Annotated in this window: 10 protein-coding genes and 1 pseudogene; 8 read left to right on the top strand and 3 right to left on the bottom strand. The window is 71.0% G+C overall.

The annotated features are described in order from the left end of the window. Positions 1-605 precede the first annotated feature (605 nt). From OG410_RS00535 to OG410_RS00520, 4 genes are all read left to right on the top strand, one after another. The gene (locus OG410_RS00535) at positions 606-1,280 is read left to right on the top strand and encodes a HalD/BesD family halogenase (RefSeq protein ID WP_329297216.1); all 675 of its coding nucleotides are present in this window, start codon (positions 606-608) and stop codon (positions 1,278-1,280) included. Positions 1,281-1,547: 267 nt separating this feature from the next. Beyond that, on the top strand, positions 1,548-2,141 hold the full coding sequence (locus tag OG410_RS00530) for a bestrophin-like domain (RefSeq protein ID WP_329297215.1): 594 nt from the start codon (positions 1,548-1,550) through the stop codon (positions 2,139-2,141). Positions 2,142-2,702: 561 nt separating this feature from the next. Continuing rightward, positions 2,703-3,308, top strand: a complete 606-nt coding sequence (locus tag OG410_RS00525) for a dihydrofolate reductase family protein (RefSeq protein ID WP_329297214.1) — start codon at positions 2,703-2,705, stop codon at positions 3,306-3,308. Positions 3,309-3,641: 333 nt separating this feature from the next. Further along, entirely contained in the window at positions 3,642-3,935 is a 294-nt protein-coding gene (locus OG410_RS00520; RefSeq protein WP_329297213.1) for a hypothetical protein, read from the top strand. 800 nt (positions 3,936-4,735) lie between these two features. On the opposite strand, the gene OG410_RS00515 is transcribed toward OG410_RS00520, so the two are convergent. Both OG410_RS00515 and OG410_RS42460 read right to left on the bottom strand, forming a co-directional pair. Next, on the bottom strand, positions 4,736-5,407 hold the full coding sequence (locus OG410_RS00515) for a ScbR family autoregulator-binding transcription factor (RefSeq protein ID WP_329297212.1): 672 nt from the start codon (positions 5,405-5,407) through the stop codon (positions 4,736-4,738). Positions 5,408-6,271: 864 nt separating this feature from the next. Then, positions 6,272-7,051 carry a DUF2252 family protein gene (locus tag OG410_RS42460; protein ID WP_443063691.1) on the bottom strand — a complete coding sequence of 260 codons (780 nt, stop codon included), beginning with the start codon at positions 7,049-7,051 and terminating at the stop codon, positions 6,272-6,274. Between the two features lie 870 nt (positions 7,052-7,921). Here OG410_RS42460 and OG410_RS00510 point away from each other — a divergent pair. Further along, complete coding sequence (locus tag OG410_RS00510) at positions 7,922-9,457, top strand: FAD-dependent monooxygenase (RefSeq protein ID WP_329297211.1); 1,536 nt, start codon at positions 7,922-7,924, stop codon at positions 9,455-9,457. Positions 9,458-9,681: 224 nt separating this feature from the next. Beyond that, on the top strand, positions 9,682-10,554 hold the full coding sequence (locus OG410_RS00505) for an SDR family oxidoreductase (RefSeq protein ID WP_329297210.1): 873 nt from the start codon (positions 9,682-9,684) through the stop codon (positions 10,552-10,554). A gap of 1,123 nt (positions 10,555-11,677) precedes the next feature. On the opposite strand, the gene OG410_RS00500 is transcribed toward OG410_RS00505, so the two are convergent. Then, a complete protein-coding gene (locus OG410_RS00500) occupies positions 11,678-12,664 on the bottom strand; it encodes a ScbA/BarX family gamma-butyrolactone biosynthesis protein (protein ID WP_329297209.1) in 987 nt (328 codons plus the stop codon). A gap of 697 nt (positions 12,665-13,361) precedes the next feature. On the opposite strand from OG410_RS00500, the pseudogene OG410_RS00495 reads away from it, so the two are divergent. Beyond that, positions 13,362-13,712: pseudogene (locus OG410_RS00495) on the top strand (carboxyl transferase domain-containing protein); the annotation flags it as partial. A gap of 76 nt (positions 13,713-13,788) precedes the next feature. Continuing rightward, positions 13,789-14,421 (top strand): ScbR family autoregulator-binding transcription factor, encoded by a 633-nt coding sequence (locus OG410_RS00490; RefSeq protein ID WP_329297208.1) that lies wholly within the window; start codon positions 13,789-13,791, stop codon positions 14,419-14,421. The last annotated feature ends 205 nt before the right edge of the window (positions 14,422-14,626 follow it).

Genomic DNA, 14,626 nt, shown 5'->3' with positions numbered 1-14,626 from the left:
CCTGCGGCATCAGCGTGCCTGCATCCACGTTACGAAGGCCTGCCCATCCAGAGAGTGTGGATAGAGCGGTCATGCCCCTGATCAGCGGTCTGCCAATGCCTCCGGCCCGGTGACACCACTTTTTCGACCATGATCGACAAGGGGCAACAGTCATGCCGGACCCGGAGGCCGGGAGCCCCATTGCGGGACCACGAAAACCGTAACGGGGCCCCGGCCGGCGAACCGGTCGACCATGCCATCGGCCGGTCCCACGGCGGACACGTAACGTGCCGGATCTATCACGTGTAGTGAGGGTGCGGTCGTCGATACGCAGGAGGATGTCGGTCTTCCCGTTGAGGGTCTCCCCGGTCGACTCGGCCTCGAAGAACGCGTTCAGCGACACCAGGAGGATGTCCCGCAGGCGCTCCTCGGGCAGACCGGCGACGAGTGCGGGCAGACTTCCATCTGGTTGCGGGCGCCGACCGGGAGCCTGGCGGCCAGCCGGTACGACTCGGCGTCCGATGTCGCATGCTCCGGCCGCCAGCCTTCAGCCTGATCCTGTCTTCCGCTGCGGGCAGACGCAGGCGGCGGGTTTGGCCTGTGCGGGCACGAGGGATGCATCGGCCGTGTTCTCGTTGCCTGCGCCCTCGCGCTCGGAGTCCCTGCGCCGGCAGTTCTCTGCCGACAGCTATGTCGCCCTGCCCGGGCTTATCAGTCCCGCAGGACTCGTGACGCTCAAAGGGGAGGCATACAGGCTGGAGGCCGACGCGGTGAGGCGGGACTTCCGCATGCCGTGCATGGCGGACAGCCCCCGGCACATGACCACGCTCGGCGGACACAAGATCGCCCACGCCTCACCGCTCATCACGGCCCTGTACGAGGACCGGGACCTGGTGCGGCTGCTCTCCCTGTTCCTGGGTGAGAAGGTCGTCGCCGTCCACGACCCCGTCGAACGGCACGTCCTGAACGTCATGCACCGCCCCGGCGACACCCACGGCGCACACACTGACGACTACCCGCTCGCCCTGGTCCTCTTCCTGGAAGCCCCCTCGCACCCCGCCGACGGCGGACTGCTGGAATTCCACCCCGGCCGCCGGGACCTTCACGCCCTCGACGCACCCGGCGCCCGGCGCGCGCACCACCTGCCCGGCGACGGCTACCTCCTGCGCAGCGACCTCACCGCCCACCGCGTGACCCCGCTCAGGCGCCTGGGACCGCGGCGGACCGTGCTCAACTTCGCGTACACCACGCCCGGCCGCCAAGGCGCGACCACCTCGTCCGCCTCCCTCCTCTACAGCTGAGGCCCCGTCCGGCCACGAACCGACACAGCACAGCAGAACCCGCCGGGTACAGCTGGCAGGCATCCTGCAGGAAGCGGTCGCGACGGGCACCGGGCCGGGGCTGGTTGCCGGCGACGGTTTCGGGCACGGGGCTCTCCGGCCCAACGTGAGTCGCTCGTTCGAGCGCGAGGAGACGTTTCCGCTGGTCCGGGCGGTGCATGACGCGGGACATGATCCCGGTGCCCCGCAGACGGGGTCTCTGCTCATCCCACCCGGAGGTGTCCGTCCGTGGTCCTTGTCATCGCGGTCGCCGTAGTGGTCCTGCTCGCCGGCCTCGCCGCGAACCGCTTCCTGCGTCCCCGGCTCCTCGGCGAGGACGACGACACAGGTATGGCGGTGAAGGACCTGGTCGGCCCCCTGCTCACGCTGACTGTGCTGCTGGCCTTCGTCCTTGTCACCGCCAACGGTTCCTACGGCAAGGCCGAGGTCGCCTCTCGCGGCGAGGCCCGGGCCGTCGACCAGCTCGTCGAGGCCGCCGAATACGCGCCCGAGGCGCAGTGGGCCGAAATCCAGGCGGACGCGGTCTGCTACGCCCGTGCCGTGCGCGACCAGGAGTGGCCCGCCATGGCCGACGGCCACGGTTCGCCTGCCCCCAGCGTCTGGTCCACCGACTTCCGCCGCGTCTTTCGCGAGGTGGAGGGTAGGCCGGTCTTCGGCATGCTGGTGGCCGCAGACAACAAGCGCTCCGAGGAGCGCGAGGAGCGCCTCACCCAGGCCACCGCCATCGCCGAAGCCGAACGCCAGGCCACCCGCGACTTCCTCACCCACCACACAGCCGCCGACCTGCCGTGCGACGACCAAGGCAACCGCCGGAGCGCCTGACGCGGCCCCCTGTCGACCGTCAGGAAAGTGCGGGGCCAGCCGAGTTCCTCATCCTGGCCCGAGCGGCGCTGCACGGCCTGGGGGTGGGGCCGAGCCGGTTCGGCTCGGGCAGCTCACGCCCCAATTGAGGCCTGGGCTGCAGATTTCCGCAATGCACAGTGCCTCGAAAGGCGGCCCCCGGCCAAGCCAGGCACTCGGAGCGGGGCCGTACTCACGGAAGTGCTCCGCCGCCGTCGCAGGTGAGTGGATGAAGCACCCGCTGTCGACGTCGGGCAGCGAGGTCTCACCGATCACCCAGTAGAGCGGGGTGGGCCGTTCACGGGTGGGGCTGAGCTGGGGCTTTGGCAGAACTCAAACCGCCGTTCCCAGTCGCGTGGAGATCATTACCAAACTGTATGCATAGTGCAATCATATAGGTCTCGGGCTCTATGAAGCAGTGCCGCTCCGCCGATCTGTTCGGCTGCAGCGTCATGGGTTTTCTCGTTACTCCACAGCGTGGCCGATGAGTTTGTGGCTCCCGGCCGGTCCAAGCTCGTGACACCCCCAGGAAAGGGCACCGCCATGTCGGAGCTTCTCGTCGACTTCATCACCTCCCTCGACGGCCACGCATCGGGAGAGGGATGGCCCGGGTTCTGGGGCCTCGAGGGCCCGGAGTACCTCGCATGGCTCGGCGAGCAGCCCAAGGCCACCTACCTGATGGGAGCGAACACCTACCGCCTGATGTCGGGCTTCGCCGCAGGCGAGGTCCCGAATGGCCAAGACGAGTTCAGGCCCGAAGAAGAGGCGTCCGTCGACGAGCTCACGCAAGCGTCCAAGGTGGTGTTCTCCTCCTCACTCGAGGAGCCACTGACGTGGGCCAACTCCACGCTTGTCCGCGACGACGCCGTCGAGGCGGTCCGCTCCATGAAGTCGAGTGGCTCAGGGCTCCTCAGCACGATCGGCAGCCTCAGTCTGTGCCGGTCCCTGCTACGAGCCGGACTCGTCGACCGCTTCCGGGTCGTGATGTTCCCGGTGATCACCGGGGCCACGGGCGAAGAACGTATCTACGACGGCTATCCGGACGTTGCCCTCGAGATGATCGAGCACCGTACCTTCGACGGCCGCATCCAACTGGTCGAGTACAAGCCCCGCGTGCTCGAGCACCCGCCGCTCGGCGTCCCTGCGTGACGTCGCCCCGTCCGCCGGTCTGGACGGCCGCCAGGCCGGCGTCGGCTTCGGTCGCTGGGCCCTCACACGCGCTCTTCACTCCCCATATTCCCCACACGCTTCAAGACGCAACGAAGTGGAGGGAAGAGCGTCCCTGGCCGATTTCAGGGCTTTGACCGCGATTGCGTGATGGTCGGAAGCGTGGGCGAAAGTGGATATGCCAGAGTGGGAATCATGCCCCGTTCCGAGTTTGATGACGAGTTGACCCCATTCCTTCAGGGGTCTGCTTCGGCGTCATGGTCTGTTAGAGCAGCATCGGGCCGGCGTCTGGCAGCCGCCGCAGAGGTTCCCGAAGTGTCCGAGGTCCTGCACCGGCTGTTGCTGGATGGTCGCGACACTTTCGTCACTCAAGAGACGGCGGAGGCTCTGCTCGGACGCTGGGACGTGCTTGGACTGCGCATGGTCCTGGCCGCGCTCGCCAGCGCGGATGACGACACTGGCGATCACCTTGATGCTGCGATCCTCAATGTCTGCGGTCAGTCCGAGGAGGACGGGGAACGGCTCACGGCACTGTGCTCAGCGTTGACATCGGATGAGGACGACGCCGTGAGCGGGGAAGCGCGCAGGATTCTCGGACCGCTGCGATGACCTGACTCACCCTGCGTGAGGATTCAAGTCCGAAGCAGCGTGAAGGAAGCTCGGCCGTACATTGCTCTCTTGAGTGTTTTCACGCGGCTGACGTGACCTTCGACGACGCCTGAGCTCCAGTGCAGGGTTGGTCCGGCAGTGACGGCGTCGAGGTCGCCACGGAGGAAGCCGGCGAATCCGCTGATGGGCGGGTCAAGATGTCACCCGATCGTGCGGCAGACCTGGGTGTCGGTGTCGGTGTGGTGTTTGCTGTCCGGCCGCGTGTGGTCGGCCGGGTTGGGGCTGTTTTTGGGCGCTGTCGGGCGGCTCGCATGTGGGAGGGGTCGGTCACTGCCTGTGGCCGGTCCGGCTGTTTCGTGGCCTGCGACTTCCTGAGCAGTACCGGGTGCAGTTGATCCCATACGTCGGCTTCGTTCCGTGCGGCCGGGCGCGGCTGGCAGGTCATGTCCGAGCCGAAGTCCAGGTCCTGGGGCGGGTATTCCCGTTGGATGCCGGTATGCGGTGCGGACAGGATCCTGCAGAAGGGCTGCGGGTCCGGGACCGCGGTCTGTCCTCGATCTGCTTCGGTGCCGGTTCGGGCGGCAACGGCTCGATGTGTGAGCACGGTTCAGGGGGTGTGGGGCATCGATGGCTCGGTGTTGCCGCTCTCGCGCGATCATCGTGTCGCGGCTTCGGCGCCGCGCGGCCCGATGTCGGGTGGCTGGTGTCCTCCCGGCGTTCTGGTGCCTTGCCGGGGCCGGGGCCGGGGCCGGGGTGTGGGGGGTGTGGGGGGTGTGGTTGTGGTGGGGGTTGGTTGGTGGTTAGGGGGTGGGGTGGAGGGTTTGGAGTTCGGGGTGGAGGGTTTGGAGTTCGGTGTGGACGGTGGCGCCTCTGGTTTCGGTGAGGTCGACGGAGGCGAGGACGGAGGGGATGACGAGGCTGGGGAGGATGTGGCGTAGCAGGGCGCTGACTCTGGTGGGCAGGTCCTGGTAGTTGCATTGGGCTTGGGACATGGCCTGGATGCCGGCGAAGGATCCGACGAGGACGTCGGCGGTCTGGTGGGGGATGACGTGGGGGAGGAGTTCGCCCTGGGCTTTGGCTTTTTCCAGGAGTTCGGTTCCGACCTGGCTCCAGCGCAGGAAGGGTCCGCTGCGGTCGAGGCCTTGTGCTTGCTGGTCGAGGGAGAGGCGGACGCCTGCGCGGACCATGGGGTCGGTCTGGAGGCGGTGGGCGTGGGTGACGACGATGTCGATGAGTTCCTGGATTTTGCAGGCGCGGTCGGGGATGGGGAGTTTGAGGTCTTGTTCGTGCAGGACGCCTTCGGCGAGGCTTTCCTTGGAGGGGAAGTGGAAGTAGAGGGCTCCCTTGGTCACGCCGGCGCTGGTGAGGATCTCGCTGATGGTTGCGGCCTGGTAGCCGCGTTCCTCGAAGACGCTGGCTGCTGCTGCGAGGATCACCTGCCGGGTCCGGACCGCCCGTTCCTGCTTGACCATGTCGGCCTTTCCCCTTTTGTCGTTGAGCCCGGAGACCGGAGACCCAATAAAAAACCGCCCAGTTTGTATATTACAGGCGGTTGGCTTCGTGTGCACGCCGTCCGGCTGTACGACATTCAATGAATCGAGAAAATCATCGCAGCCCGGGGGCGGGAGCGGCGGACGTGCCCGCCTGCCGGACGGGCCCGGAGCCGTCAGCACCGTCAGTGCCGTCAGCGCGGTCGCGCGGACGGAACGGCCCGGCCGGCGGCCCGGCATCCTGCCGCGCTTCGGGGGCCTTGGAGGAGGCGTGCGCCGTGCCGGCGGGCCGCTGTCCGTGCCGGCGGGTGCGGCGGGGGTACTCGGGTGTTTCGGGGAGGGTGACAGGGCGGCGGGTTGCACCGGGACGGGCGGGTCCGGACCGTCCGCCGGGCCGGTGTGCGGCCCGGGGGTCCCGGGCCGCCGGTCGGGTTGGTGTGGGGTCTGGGGTGTCCTGGGGGGGTGGGGTCGGGCTGGGTGGTCGGGGGTGGCGGGTGCTGTTCCTTTGTGTGGGGTGTGTCCGCTGGTGTGCGGGTCGTTCGCGGAGGGTGCGGCAGTGTGCGGGTTGAGGGTGCGGCCGTCGGGTGCGGTGCCCGCTGCGGGCGGTTGACCGTGAGCGGTGCGGCGGGCCTGTCGGTCGTTTTGGGCCTGTCCGCCGGGACGGGGTGGGGCCGGGGTGCCCCGTTCGCGCACGGTGAAGGCGGCACGGCCGGCACGGCCGGCGTGGCCGGCAGGGCCGGTGTGGCGGTCGGCCCGGTCGGTGGCCTGCGTGTCCTGGCCGCCGGGATCTCGCTGGATGGGGTCTTCGCCCCGGTGGCGGTCGACGCGCCCGCCGCGCTGCTGCTGTTACTGCTGCTGATGTACCGGCTGGCCGCGGGGAGCAGGGTGTCCAGGCCGGTCGGTCGACGGGCCTTTCCGGGGCCGGCACCGGCCCGCTTCCCGAGCCGGGTCGGGGCCGGTATCGGCCTGCTTTTCGAACCGGGTCGGGGCCGGTATCGGCCTGCTTTTCGAGCGGGTGGCGGTCCTGTTCGTTTGGGGTGCGCCGGTCCGGGGTGTGGCCGGGGTGTCCGTCGGCGGTCTCGGTGGGTTTGCCGAGGGTCTGGGGGCTGGTGTGGTGGCGGGTCCGGGTGAGGGTGGCCTCCGCGTGCGGGCGCCGGCGTCCCGGGCGCCGGTGTCCCGGGCGGGCCGGGGGCAGCGGCGGTCGGCGTCGATGTGCTGGTGCCGGACGGTCGGTTCGTCCTGCGGGGCCGGCCGTCGTGCGGCCTTGCGGTACTGCCCGGTGGCGGCTCGTGCCGCGCCGAAGACGTGCTCCTCCTGTTCCTCCTTGTGTCCGTTCTCCCGGGCCGTGACCGCGATGCCGGCCGCGAGGCGTTCGGCGTCCCGCTCGAAGGGGCCGGGGAGGGTCCCGGGTGCGGGCGCGCGCCAGTCGTCGTTCCACGCCGTCCGCCGTCCGCCGTCCGCCGTCCGCCGTCCGCCGTCCGCCGTCCGCCGTGCGGGTGCGGGCGTGGTGGGCGGGTGCGGTCGTGGCGGGCTCCTGGCCCGGTGCTCTGTGACGGTCCCTGTGTGCCTGCCCTCTCGCGGGAGGACGGTGCTTTGGTCGCGGGCATTTTGGAGCCGGCGTTTCATCTGGCCGTGAGGAAGGTTCTCGGCGGGCGGTTGCTGGGCGGGTCGTGGGGGAGGTCGTGGGCCGGGCGGTCGCTGGGCGGGCCGCTCTCGTGGGTGATGTGTGAGCCGGGATCGGGCTGTGGCTGCAGGGGCTGTTCTGTGGTTTCGGGTGGATCGGCGGGCGGCGTCGGATGCTGGGGCCTCTCCCGCGCGTCCCTCCGATGCTTTTCGGGCTGGGGGGCATCGCAAGGCGGAGGGCCGTCCTCGTGCCGGGCGTATCCGGGCCTATCCGGGTGTATTCGGGTGTATTCGGGTGGTCCGGCAGCGCGGCGTGGGGTCCCCCCGTGTTCGGAGGGCTCGGGGGTGCCGTGGTTGTCGTCGTGGGTCCGCCGGGGATTACGGGCGGTCCTTAAGGCAACCGGAAGCACGTGGGAAGCGGTCTTCACGGGCGGGGGGTTTTGGCCGAAGCGGGATGTGTCCGCCTGTTCTCCGGGGCGGCGCCGGGGTTCTCCGGGATGGTGCCGGGGTTCTCCGGGATGGCGCCGGGGTTCTCCGGGATGGTGCCGGGGTTCTCCGGGGCGGTGCCGGGTTCTCCGGGGCGGTGCCGGGTTCTTCGGGATGGTGCCGGGGTTCCGGGGTGTGGAGGTGGCGTTGCCGGGGTCGGTGATCGGGCAGTGGGCGCCGGCCGCGGACATGTCGTCGCGCGGGGTGCTGCGGCCCTTGGAGCCGATGCCCGCCGCGCCGGTCGCGGTGAGGCAGGAGGAGAGGCAGGAGTCGTACTCGGGGCCGGCACACCCCTTGAAAAGAACCGCCCAGCCGGTATATTTTTCTTGGGGTAGGGGTGGCCGACTGTCTGGGGACTAAAGGGGAGGTCCTGGGGTGGCGAGTCGTATGCATGCGCAGGTCGTGATCGTCGGGGGAGGGCCGGTCGGCATGCTTGTCGCTGCCGAGCTGGGCGCGTACGGGGTGCGTACTCTCGTGCTGGAGGAGCGGGCGGGGATTTCCGGGAGGCCGCGGGCGAGTACGTTGCACGCGCGGGCGTTGCAGTGTCTGGTCAGGCGGGGTTATCTGCCCGAGCTGGTGCCGGGTGCGGGTGGTGCGGGTGGTGTGGGGGTCGAGGCCACGGCGCCGTTCCACTTCGCGGGGCTGTCGGGGCTGGCGATCACCGCTCCGGCGGCCGAGCCGGGGCCGATCCTGAAGCGGCCGCAGGCCGAGCTCGAGCGTGTTTTCGAGCAGCGGGCGCGGTCTGTGGGGGCCCGGGTGCTGCGGGGGTACCGGGTGGCCGGGGTGGCCCAGGACCAAGGCGGTGTGCAGGTGGTCGCCGAGGGGCCGTCGGGGGTGGTGTTGTGCACGGCCGAGTATCTGGTGGGTGCGGACGGGGCCAGGAGCACGGTGCGTGAACAGGGGGGTGTTGCCTGTGCGGTGTATCCGGCGACGGTGTCCGCGCTGGCGGGGCTGGTGCGGCTGTCCGATCCCGATGCGCTGCCGCCGGGGTGGCACCAGACCCCGCGGGGCTGGATCGTTGCCAGGAACGATCCGGGGCAGGGCACCCATATCCGTACCCTGAACTGTGCGGGAGAGGATCCCCGGCGTCATCTCCCGCTCACCTTGGAGGAGTTGCGGCAGGAGGTCTCGCGGATCGCGGGACGCGGCATTGCGATGGAGGACCCGCGCTGGCTCAGCCGGTTCAGTGACTTCTCGCGGCTGGCCCGTACCTACCGCTCGGGCCGGATCCTGCTGGCCGGGGATGCTGCTCATGTGCACTTCCCCATCGGGGGGCAGGGGCTGAGCACCGGGGTGCAGGATGCTCTCGACCTGGGCTGGAAACTGGCGTTCACCGTGCGCGGTCTTGCGGGGGAGGGGCTGTTGGACACCTACGACCAGGAGCGGCGGCCGGCCGCCCGGCGGGTCATCGACAACACGCGGGCCCAGCTGTCCCTGATGCGGCCGGATCCCGGACTGGACGCGCTGCGCTCGCTGTTCAACACCCTTCTGGGACCGGGCCAGGAGGGCGGGCGCCTGGGCGACATGATCAGTGCCCAGGACACGGTTCTGCCGCGGCACACCCGGTGTCCGTCCGCGTGGGAGGGAAGGTTCCTGCAGAATGTGGGCCTTGCCTCGCGGGAGGGCCCGACCGATGTGATCGAGCTGTTGCGTGCCGGGGAGGGGCGTTTTTTGCTGCTGCTCTTCGGGGAGTGCGGGAGCCGGTATCTGCGCGAGGCGCAGGCCTGGGCGGACGGGCTGTGCCCGGTGTGGGCGGAGCCGACTCCGGCGGTGCCGTTCGATGCCCTGCTGGTGCGGCCTGACGGCTACGTCGCCTGGGCGCCTGGGGGTGGCAGTCTGGATGCCGCGCTGGCGCTGTATCTGCGCGGCATCCCGGCGGCCCGGCGGGAGCCGGTCATGCCGGGCGTGCAGGCGCTCGGCTGACGGCGGCAGGCCCTGCTGCCTGCGCGGCAGGCCTGCCGTTTCCTGCAAAGCGCCCGGCCCCGGCTCGGGGAGGCGCGGTGGGCAGGGGGGCCTGGACGGGCTGCCGGCACGGGCCGCCGCCTGGTGTGCGCCGTGAGGCAGGGGCGAGGACGTCGGTCTCCACCGATTCGAGGACATGCCCGGGCCGGCGGGAGAGCCGGCGGGCGCAGGGGGGAAAAACGCCGATGATGCTCGTGACGGGCGCCACCGGAACCGTCGGACGGGAAGTGCTGCGCCTGCTTCCCGCGGGCCAGGCGGTACGCGTCATGGCCAGGGATCCCGCACGGGTCGGCGATGTGGCCGGCCGGGCCGAGGTGGTCGGGGGGGACTATGGCGACCCGCTGTCGCTGGAGCGCGCGCTGAGAGGTGTTCGCAGGGCGTTTTTGGTCACCAACCGGGTCCCGGGTGACGATGACGCCCGTTTTGTGCGGGCTGCGCGTTCGGCGGGTGTACGGCATGTGGTGAAGCTTTCGGCTGCCGCCGTCGCGGACGCGAAGGCGGATGACCTGATCACGCGGTGGCAGCGCGTGAACGAGGGCCTGCTGCGGGACTCGGGGATGGAGTGGACCCTGCTGCGGCCGCGTGCGTTCATGTCCAACTGTCTGTCCTGGGCGGCGTCGATCCGCTCGGAGCAGGTCGTACGGTCCCTGTACGGGACGTCGGCCTGTGCGTGCGTGGATCCGCGTGACATCGCCGAGGTGGCCGTGCGTGCCCTGACCGGGGACGGGCATGCGGGGCGGGTCCACACCCTGACCGGGCCCGAGGCGATCAGCGCGGTCGAGCAGACGGCCGAGCTCGGCGCTCTGCTCGGGCGTCCGCTGCGTTTTGAGGAGCTGCCTTTGGAGTCGGTGCGTGCCCTGTTGCGCCGGCGTCATCCGCCGGCGGTCGCCGAGGCGTTGCTGGCCGGTGCGCAGCGGCGGCGGGACGGGGCCAAGGCCGATGTCGGGAGCACGGTCCGCGAGGTGACGGGCCGTGAGGCCCGTTCCTTCCGCGACTGGGCTGCGGACCATCTCGCGGCATTCGGTCCGGCGGCTGCCGCGGCCCGGCCGGGGGTGTGACGCCGGCCCGGCCGGGGGTGTGACGCCGGCCCGGTCCCGCGGCCGCACGGCGGTGCGGCCCGCGCGGCGCAGCCGCCCGCCCTTTTGGCGGAGCCCGCGCCGCGTGCGGTTCAGGGTCGGGGCCGGCGGCGTGCTCCTTGTTCCACCCGGTCGTCGCGGCCCGGTGCCTGTGCGGCAGCCGGGCCTTGACGTCCTTCCGTGACGGCGCCCCGGCGCGACCGGCGAAGCCGGACCGCAGGCCGGCCGGCGGCGAGATCGCGCATCTCCTGGAGGCCGCCCGCCGGTCGGCCGGAGGACGCCGGATCGTCCCCGGTGGCCGATCCGGTGTTCGGCCCCGCTTTGCAGGGGGTCCGGCCCCTGCCCCTTTTCCTGCCCGAAGAGCCGGGGCATCCGCGAGGAAACCCGGTGACGGGCGGGCGGCCGCAGGCGGTACAGGTGCCGGTCCGCTGCCGGTCCGCCACCCCGAGGGTCCTGGAGGGTGCCGAGGACCCGGGAGGGTGCCGAGGGCCCGGGGAGGGCCCAGGCCGGCGTGGGGGCTTTGGAGCCGGGCGGCATGAGAGGGATCGGGCCGGGCTGCATGAGAGCGGGGCAGGCCCGGGCGGCGGTGACAAGGGCGACAAGGGCGACAAGGGTGACGTGGTGGTGCCGGCCGGGCCGGGCGCGGCCTTCGAAGAGGTCCGCGCCCGGCGCCGTGCCCGCGTCCGCGGTGGCCGTGATCGATGGGCCGGCGCGTCCTCGCCGCCGCGGCGGCGGACCGGACGCGCCGGCGGCGGACTTCGCCGGCTCGCCCCGAAGCCGCTTCTCCCGGACTTCCCCCTCCAAGACGCCCGCCACCGGGCGGGATCATCCACCGCGGCGAAGCGCTGCCGGGACCTGTCCGCCCGGTCACGGCCGGGCGGAGCGGGGGCGCCCGGCGGATGCCGGCGAGCGGCGTGCGGCGAGCGGGGTGCGGTGTGTGCGGCTGCACGGCGCAGGAGGCGGGCGAGGCGGTGGGGCACCTCCCGGCCGAAGGCCGGGGGACGTCGTGGAGCGAGGGCGACGCCGCCGGGGGTCCCCTGCACGCAGAGCCCGGGGGAGCGCGTGCCGCACCCCGCGTCCGCGCCGTGACCGGCCGGACAGGTTCCTAGCCGTCGTGCCGGGGGGAGGCGGTCACGGTGGACCGGAACACGACGTTTTCGTCCTGGTGCCCGGTCACCAGGACGCGGTCGTCACCCGATTCGGTCCTTGGCAGGCGGCGGGCCTCGATCAGACAGGGCTCGTCCAGTTCGACGTAGCGCTTGAATTCGCTGGCCATGGCGAGGGGGACGAAGCGGGAGCATTCCAGCGTCGCGGCGGTGGCCTGGCGGGCGGCCTCCATCAGGAGCATGCCCGGCACATGGTCGACCGGGTGGTCGAAGAGCACGGGGTGGCGGGTGTCCACCCGCAGCTGCCAGCGGTCCGCCGCTCCCAGGGGCGCCAGGACGACGTCGGTGGGCGACATGCGGCCGACGAGCTGCGGTGCCACGGGCGCCATGAGCGCGAGCCGGTGTCCGGCACGGCCCGCAGGCCGGGACCGCAGCCGCCGGTAGACCGACGGCGTGATGCAGGTCAGGGATCCGCCGCCCGTCGCGGCGACGTGTCCGTCACGGCGTATCTCCACCGCCACGCGCATTCCCGCGAGGCTGTTGCCGCGGAGCTTGATGTCCGGGCACGTGACGGTGATGTCCAGGGACGCCGGGGCGTCACCGACCCTGAAGTGCGGGAGCCGTACCGCGACGTCGAGGTCGGAGACGAGGAAGTGGTGGCCCAGGGGAATCCCGAACTCGGCATGGGCCAGAAGGATACCGGCCTGGCGGATTGTTTCAGCCGCGATGAGCGGGTCGTGATAACCCTCGCCGACCGGAGTGAAGAAGCTGTGCCCCCGGGGCCACTGCCCGGCCATGACGAAGCGGGTGTCGTTCTCGCGGCGCCAGTCGGTGAGCAGCACCTCGGCGACCGCGGCCCGGTGGACGAACTCCTTGGGAACCGTCGTGGTGAAGGACGGGAAGCGTGATGTGCCTGGCCCGGTGGGCGCCTCGTGGGCGCCTTCGGCCGGTGCTCCGTTGATCGTTGTACGTTCAAGTTGGAACATGCTCACAGACATTGATCCCCCTGGACGGCGTTTGTCGAAGGTGGACCGGAAAGGCCCCAGGGCGAACGAAGATACATACCACCCGGTTTTATTTCTAGCGGTACGGGGTACTCCGGTAATCCGGAACCGGCGCGCGCGGGGGCGCCATGTCTCTGTCACATGCCCTCCTCCTTCCCCGCAGGTCGGGGCGGCGGGAGGGCTGCGGGACCTTTCCGGCGGCCTCAAGCGGAACCGGAGATCTTTTCGAGGCGCAGGCCCCACCGTGTCGGGAGGCGGAGGTGGAGGCGCCGGGGACCCGGAGGTGCGGAAGCCGCACGGCGCGGGAGGGGCGCGGCCGGGCGGCCCAAGGGGAACGCGCCGTTCCCGCCCGGGTGCCGCCCCGCGCCGTGCCGCTCCCCGCGTCCGCGCGGGGAGCGGGTGGACGGCGGTTTCGGCCGGTGGGCGCGGCGTGAAGGGTGCGGGGCCCCTTCGCGCCGGCGGTGACGGGAGGAGGTGCGCGATCTCCGCAACAGTTGAAAACCGCGTAAGCGGTTTGTTAATCTCGTGTTCCGAGGTCGGACCCTCGGGTGGCCTCAGAAGGGACCCGGCATGACGGCCGTGATCGCATCCGCGCCAACCGATCCAGGGCTCACAGGGGTCCGGGGGGGGGTGTGGCGGAACTGCACGCCGTCCGTGCGGAGGCGCTGCGTGGTCCGAGCGGGAAGGCGACGGCGGTGCCTGCATCGTCATGGACAGCCAGTCCATCGGCGCGGACCTCACCTATGCCTGGCCGGCGAACGAGATCGCGGTGATGGGCGCCGAGGGCGCCGCCGACGTCATCTTCCGCCGCCGGATCGCCGACGCCGCCGATCCCGAGGCCATGCGCGCGCGCATGGTCAAGGAGTACCAGGCCGAGCTGATGCACCCCTGCTGCGCGGCCGAGCGCGGCCTGGTCGACGACGTCATCGACCCCGCCGAGACCCGCGAGATCCTCATCCGCTCACTGGCGATGCTGCACACCAGGCACGCGGACCTGCCCTCCCGCGAACACGGCAACCCCCCGCAGTGAACCGACGAACGACGGGACACGGCAGGCACCCCCGCCCGGGAGCGCCGAGACCGCGGTCCGAGCCAGGAGACGACTGATGGTCAAGCAGGAGCGTGCGGCCCGTACCCGCCAGGCTCTGATCCGTTCCGGTGCCGAAGTGTTCACGGAGGAGGGCCTGGCTCACACTTCGCTCTCGACCATCAGCCGACGGGCCGGGGTCAGCAACGGTGCGCTGCATTTCCACTTCGAGAGCAAGAAGGCGCTGCTGCGGGCCATCGAGTCACAGGCGCTGGAGAGCGTGCGGCGGATCGCGCACGACACCCTGGCGCGCAGCGAGGGCCCTCTTCAGGCGCTGGTGGACGCCACGTACCGGCTGATGAGCGCGATCGCCGGCGATGTCGTCGTCCGGGCGGGGTTCGAGCTGTCCGACGATCCCGGCCGTGGTGAGGGGCCGACGGCGCGGCAGGAATGGCAGCGCTGGGTCGAGGAGGTGCTGCTGCGGGCCGATGAGGACGGCTGGCTCGTCGAGGGGGTGTCGGCGGACGGCGCCGCGGCCGCCGTGGTGGCCGCGACGGTCGGGTTCGAGGTGCTCGGCGGCGAGGACAAGGCGTGGCTGTCGGAGGAGAAGGTCACGGGGTTCTGGGATCTGCTGCTGCCCCGGCTGACCGAGCGCCACGCCCTGGTGTGCGCGAGTGTCGCGGGGAGCGGGGCGGATCCGGCGGGACCCTGAACAGACTGCACGGTCTTTTTTGTTGGATCGTCAACCATCGCCGCCGGGCCGGATTGCCCTGAACCGGCCTTCCGGGAGGACCGGGGCCGGGTGCGAGCGCGTGTTGAGTGTCGCTGGAGCGGTCCGGATAGAATAAAAAAACAGCACGGACGGTTTGATATTGACAAACCGTCCGTCCTGTTTTTAACTTGGGGTGTGCCGGAAG

This window comes from Streptomyces sp. NBC_00659 (assembly GCF_036226925.1).
GTDB lineage: Bacteria > Actinomycetota > Actinomycetes > Streptomycetales > Streptomycetaceae > Streptomyces.
The sequence above is the reverse complement of the archived record's forward strand: the minus strand, read 5'-3'. Positions and strand labels throughout refer to the sequence as shown.

What these genes read in the sequence shown, in the direction of transcription:
- OG410_RS00515 (WP_329297212.1), bottom strand. Translation starts at nt 5,407, where the DNA reads ATGGTCAAGCAGGAACGGGCGGTCCGGACCCGGCAGGTGATCCTCGCA.
- OG410_RS00510 (WP_329297211.1), top strand. Translation starts at nt 7,922, where the DNA reads ATGCATGCGCAGGTCGTGATCGTCGGGGGAGGGCCGGTCGGCATGCTT.
- OG410_RS42460 (WP_443063691.1), bottom strand. Translation starts at nt 7,051, where the DNA reads ATGAAACGCCGGCTCCAAAATGCCCGCGACCAAAGCACCGTCCTCCCG.
- OG410_RS00525 (WP_329297214.1), top strand. Translation starts at nt 2,703, where the DNA reads ATGTCGGAGCTTCTCGTCGACTTCATCACCTCCCTCGACGGCCACGCA.
- OG410_RS00505 (WP_329297210.1), top strand. Translation starts at nt 9,682, where the DNA reads ATGATGCTCGTGACGGGCGCCACCGGAACCGTCGGACGGGAAGTGCTG.
- OG410_RS00490 (WP_329297208.1), top strand. Translation starts at nt 13,789, where the DNA reads ATGGTCAAGCAGGAGCGTGCGGCCCGTACCCGCCAGGCTCTGATCCGT.
- OG410_RS00500 (WP_329297209.1), bottom strand. Translation starts at nt 12,664, where the DNA reads ATGTTCCAACTTGAACGTACAACGATCAACGGAGCACCGGCCGAAGGC.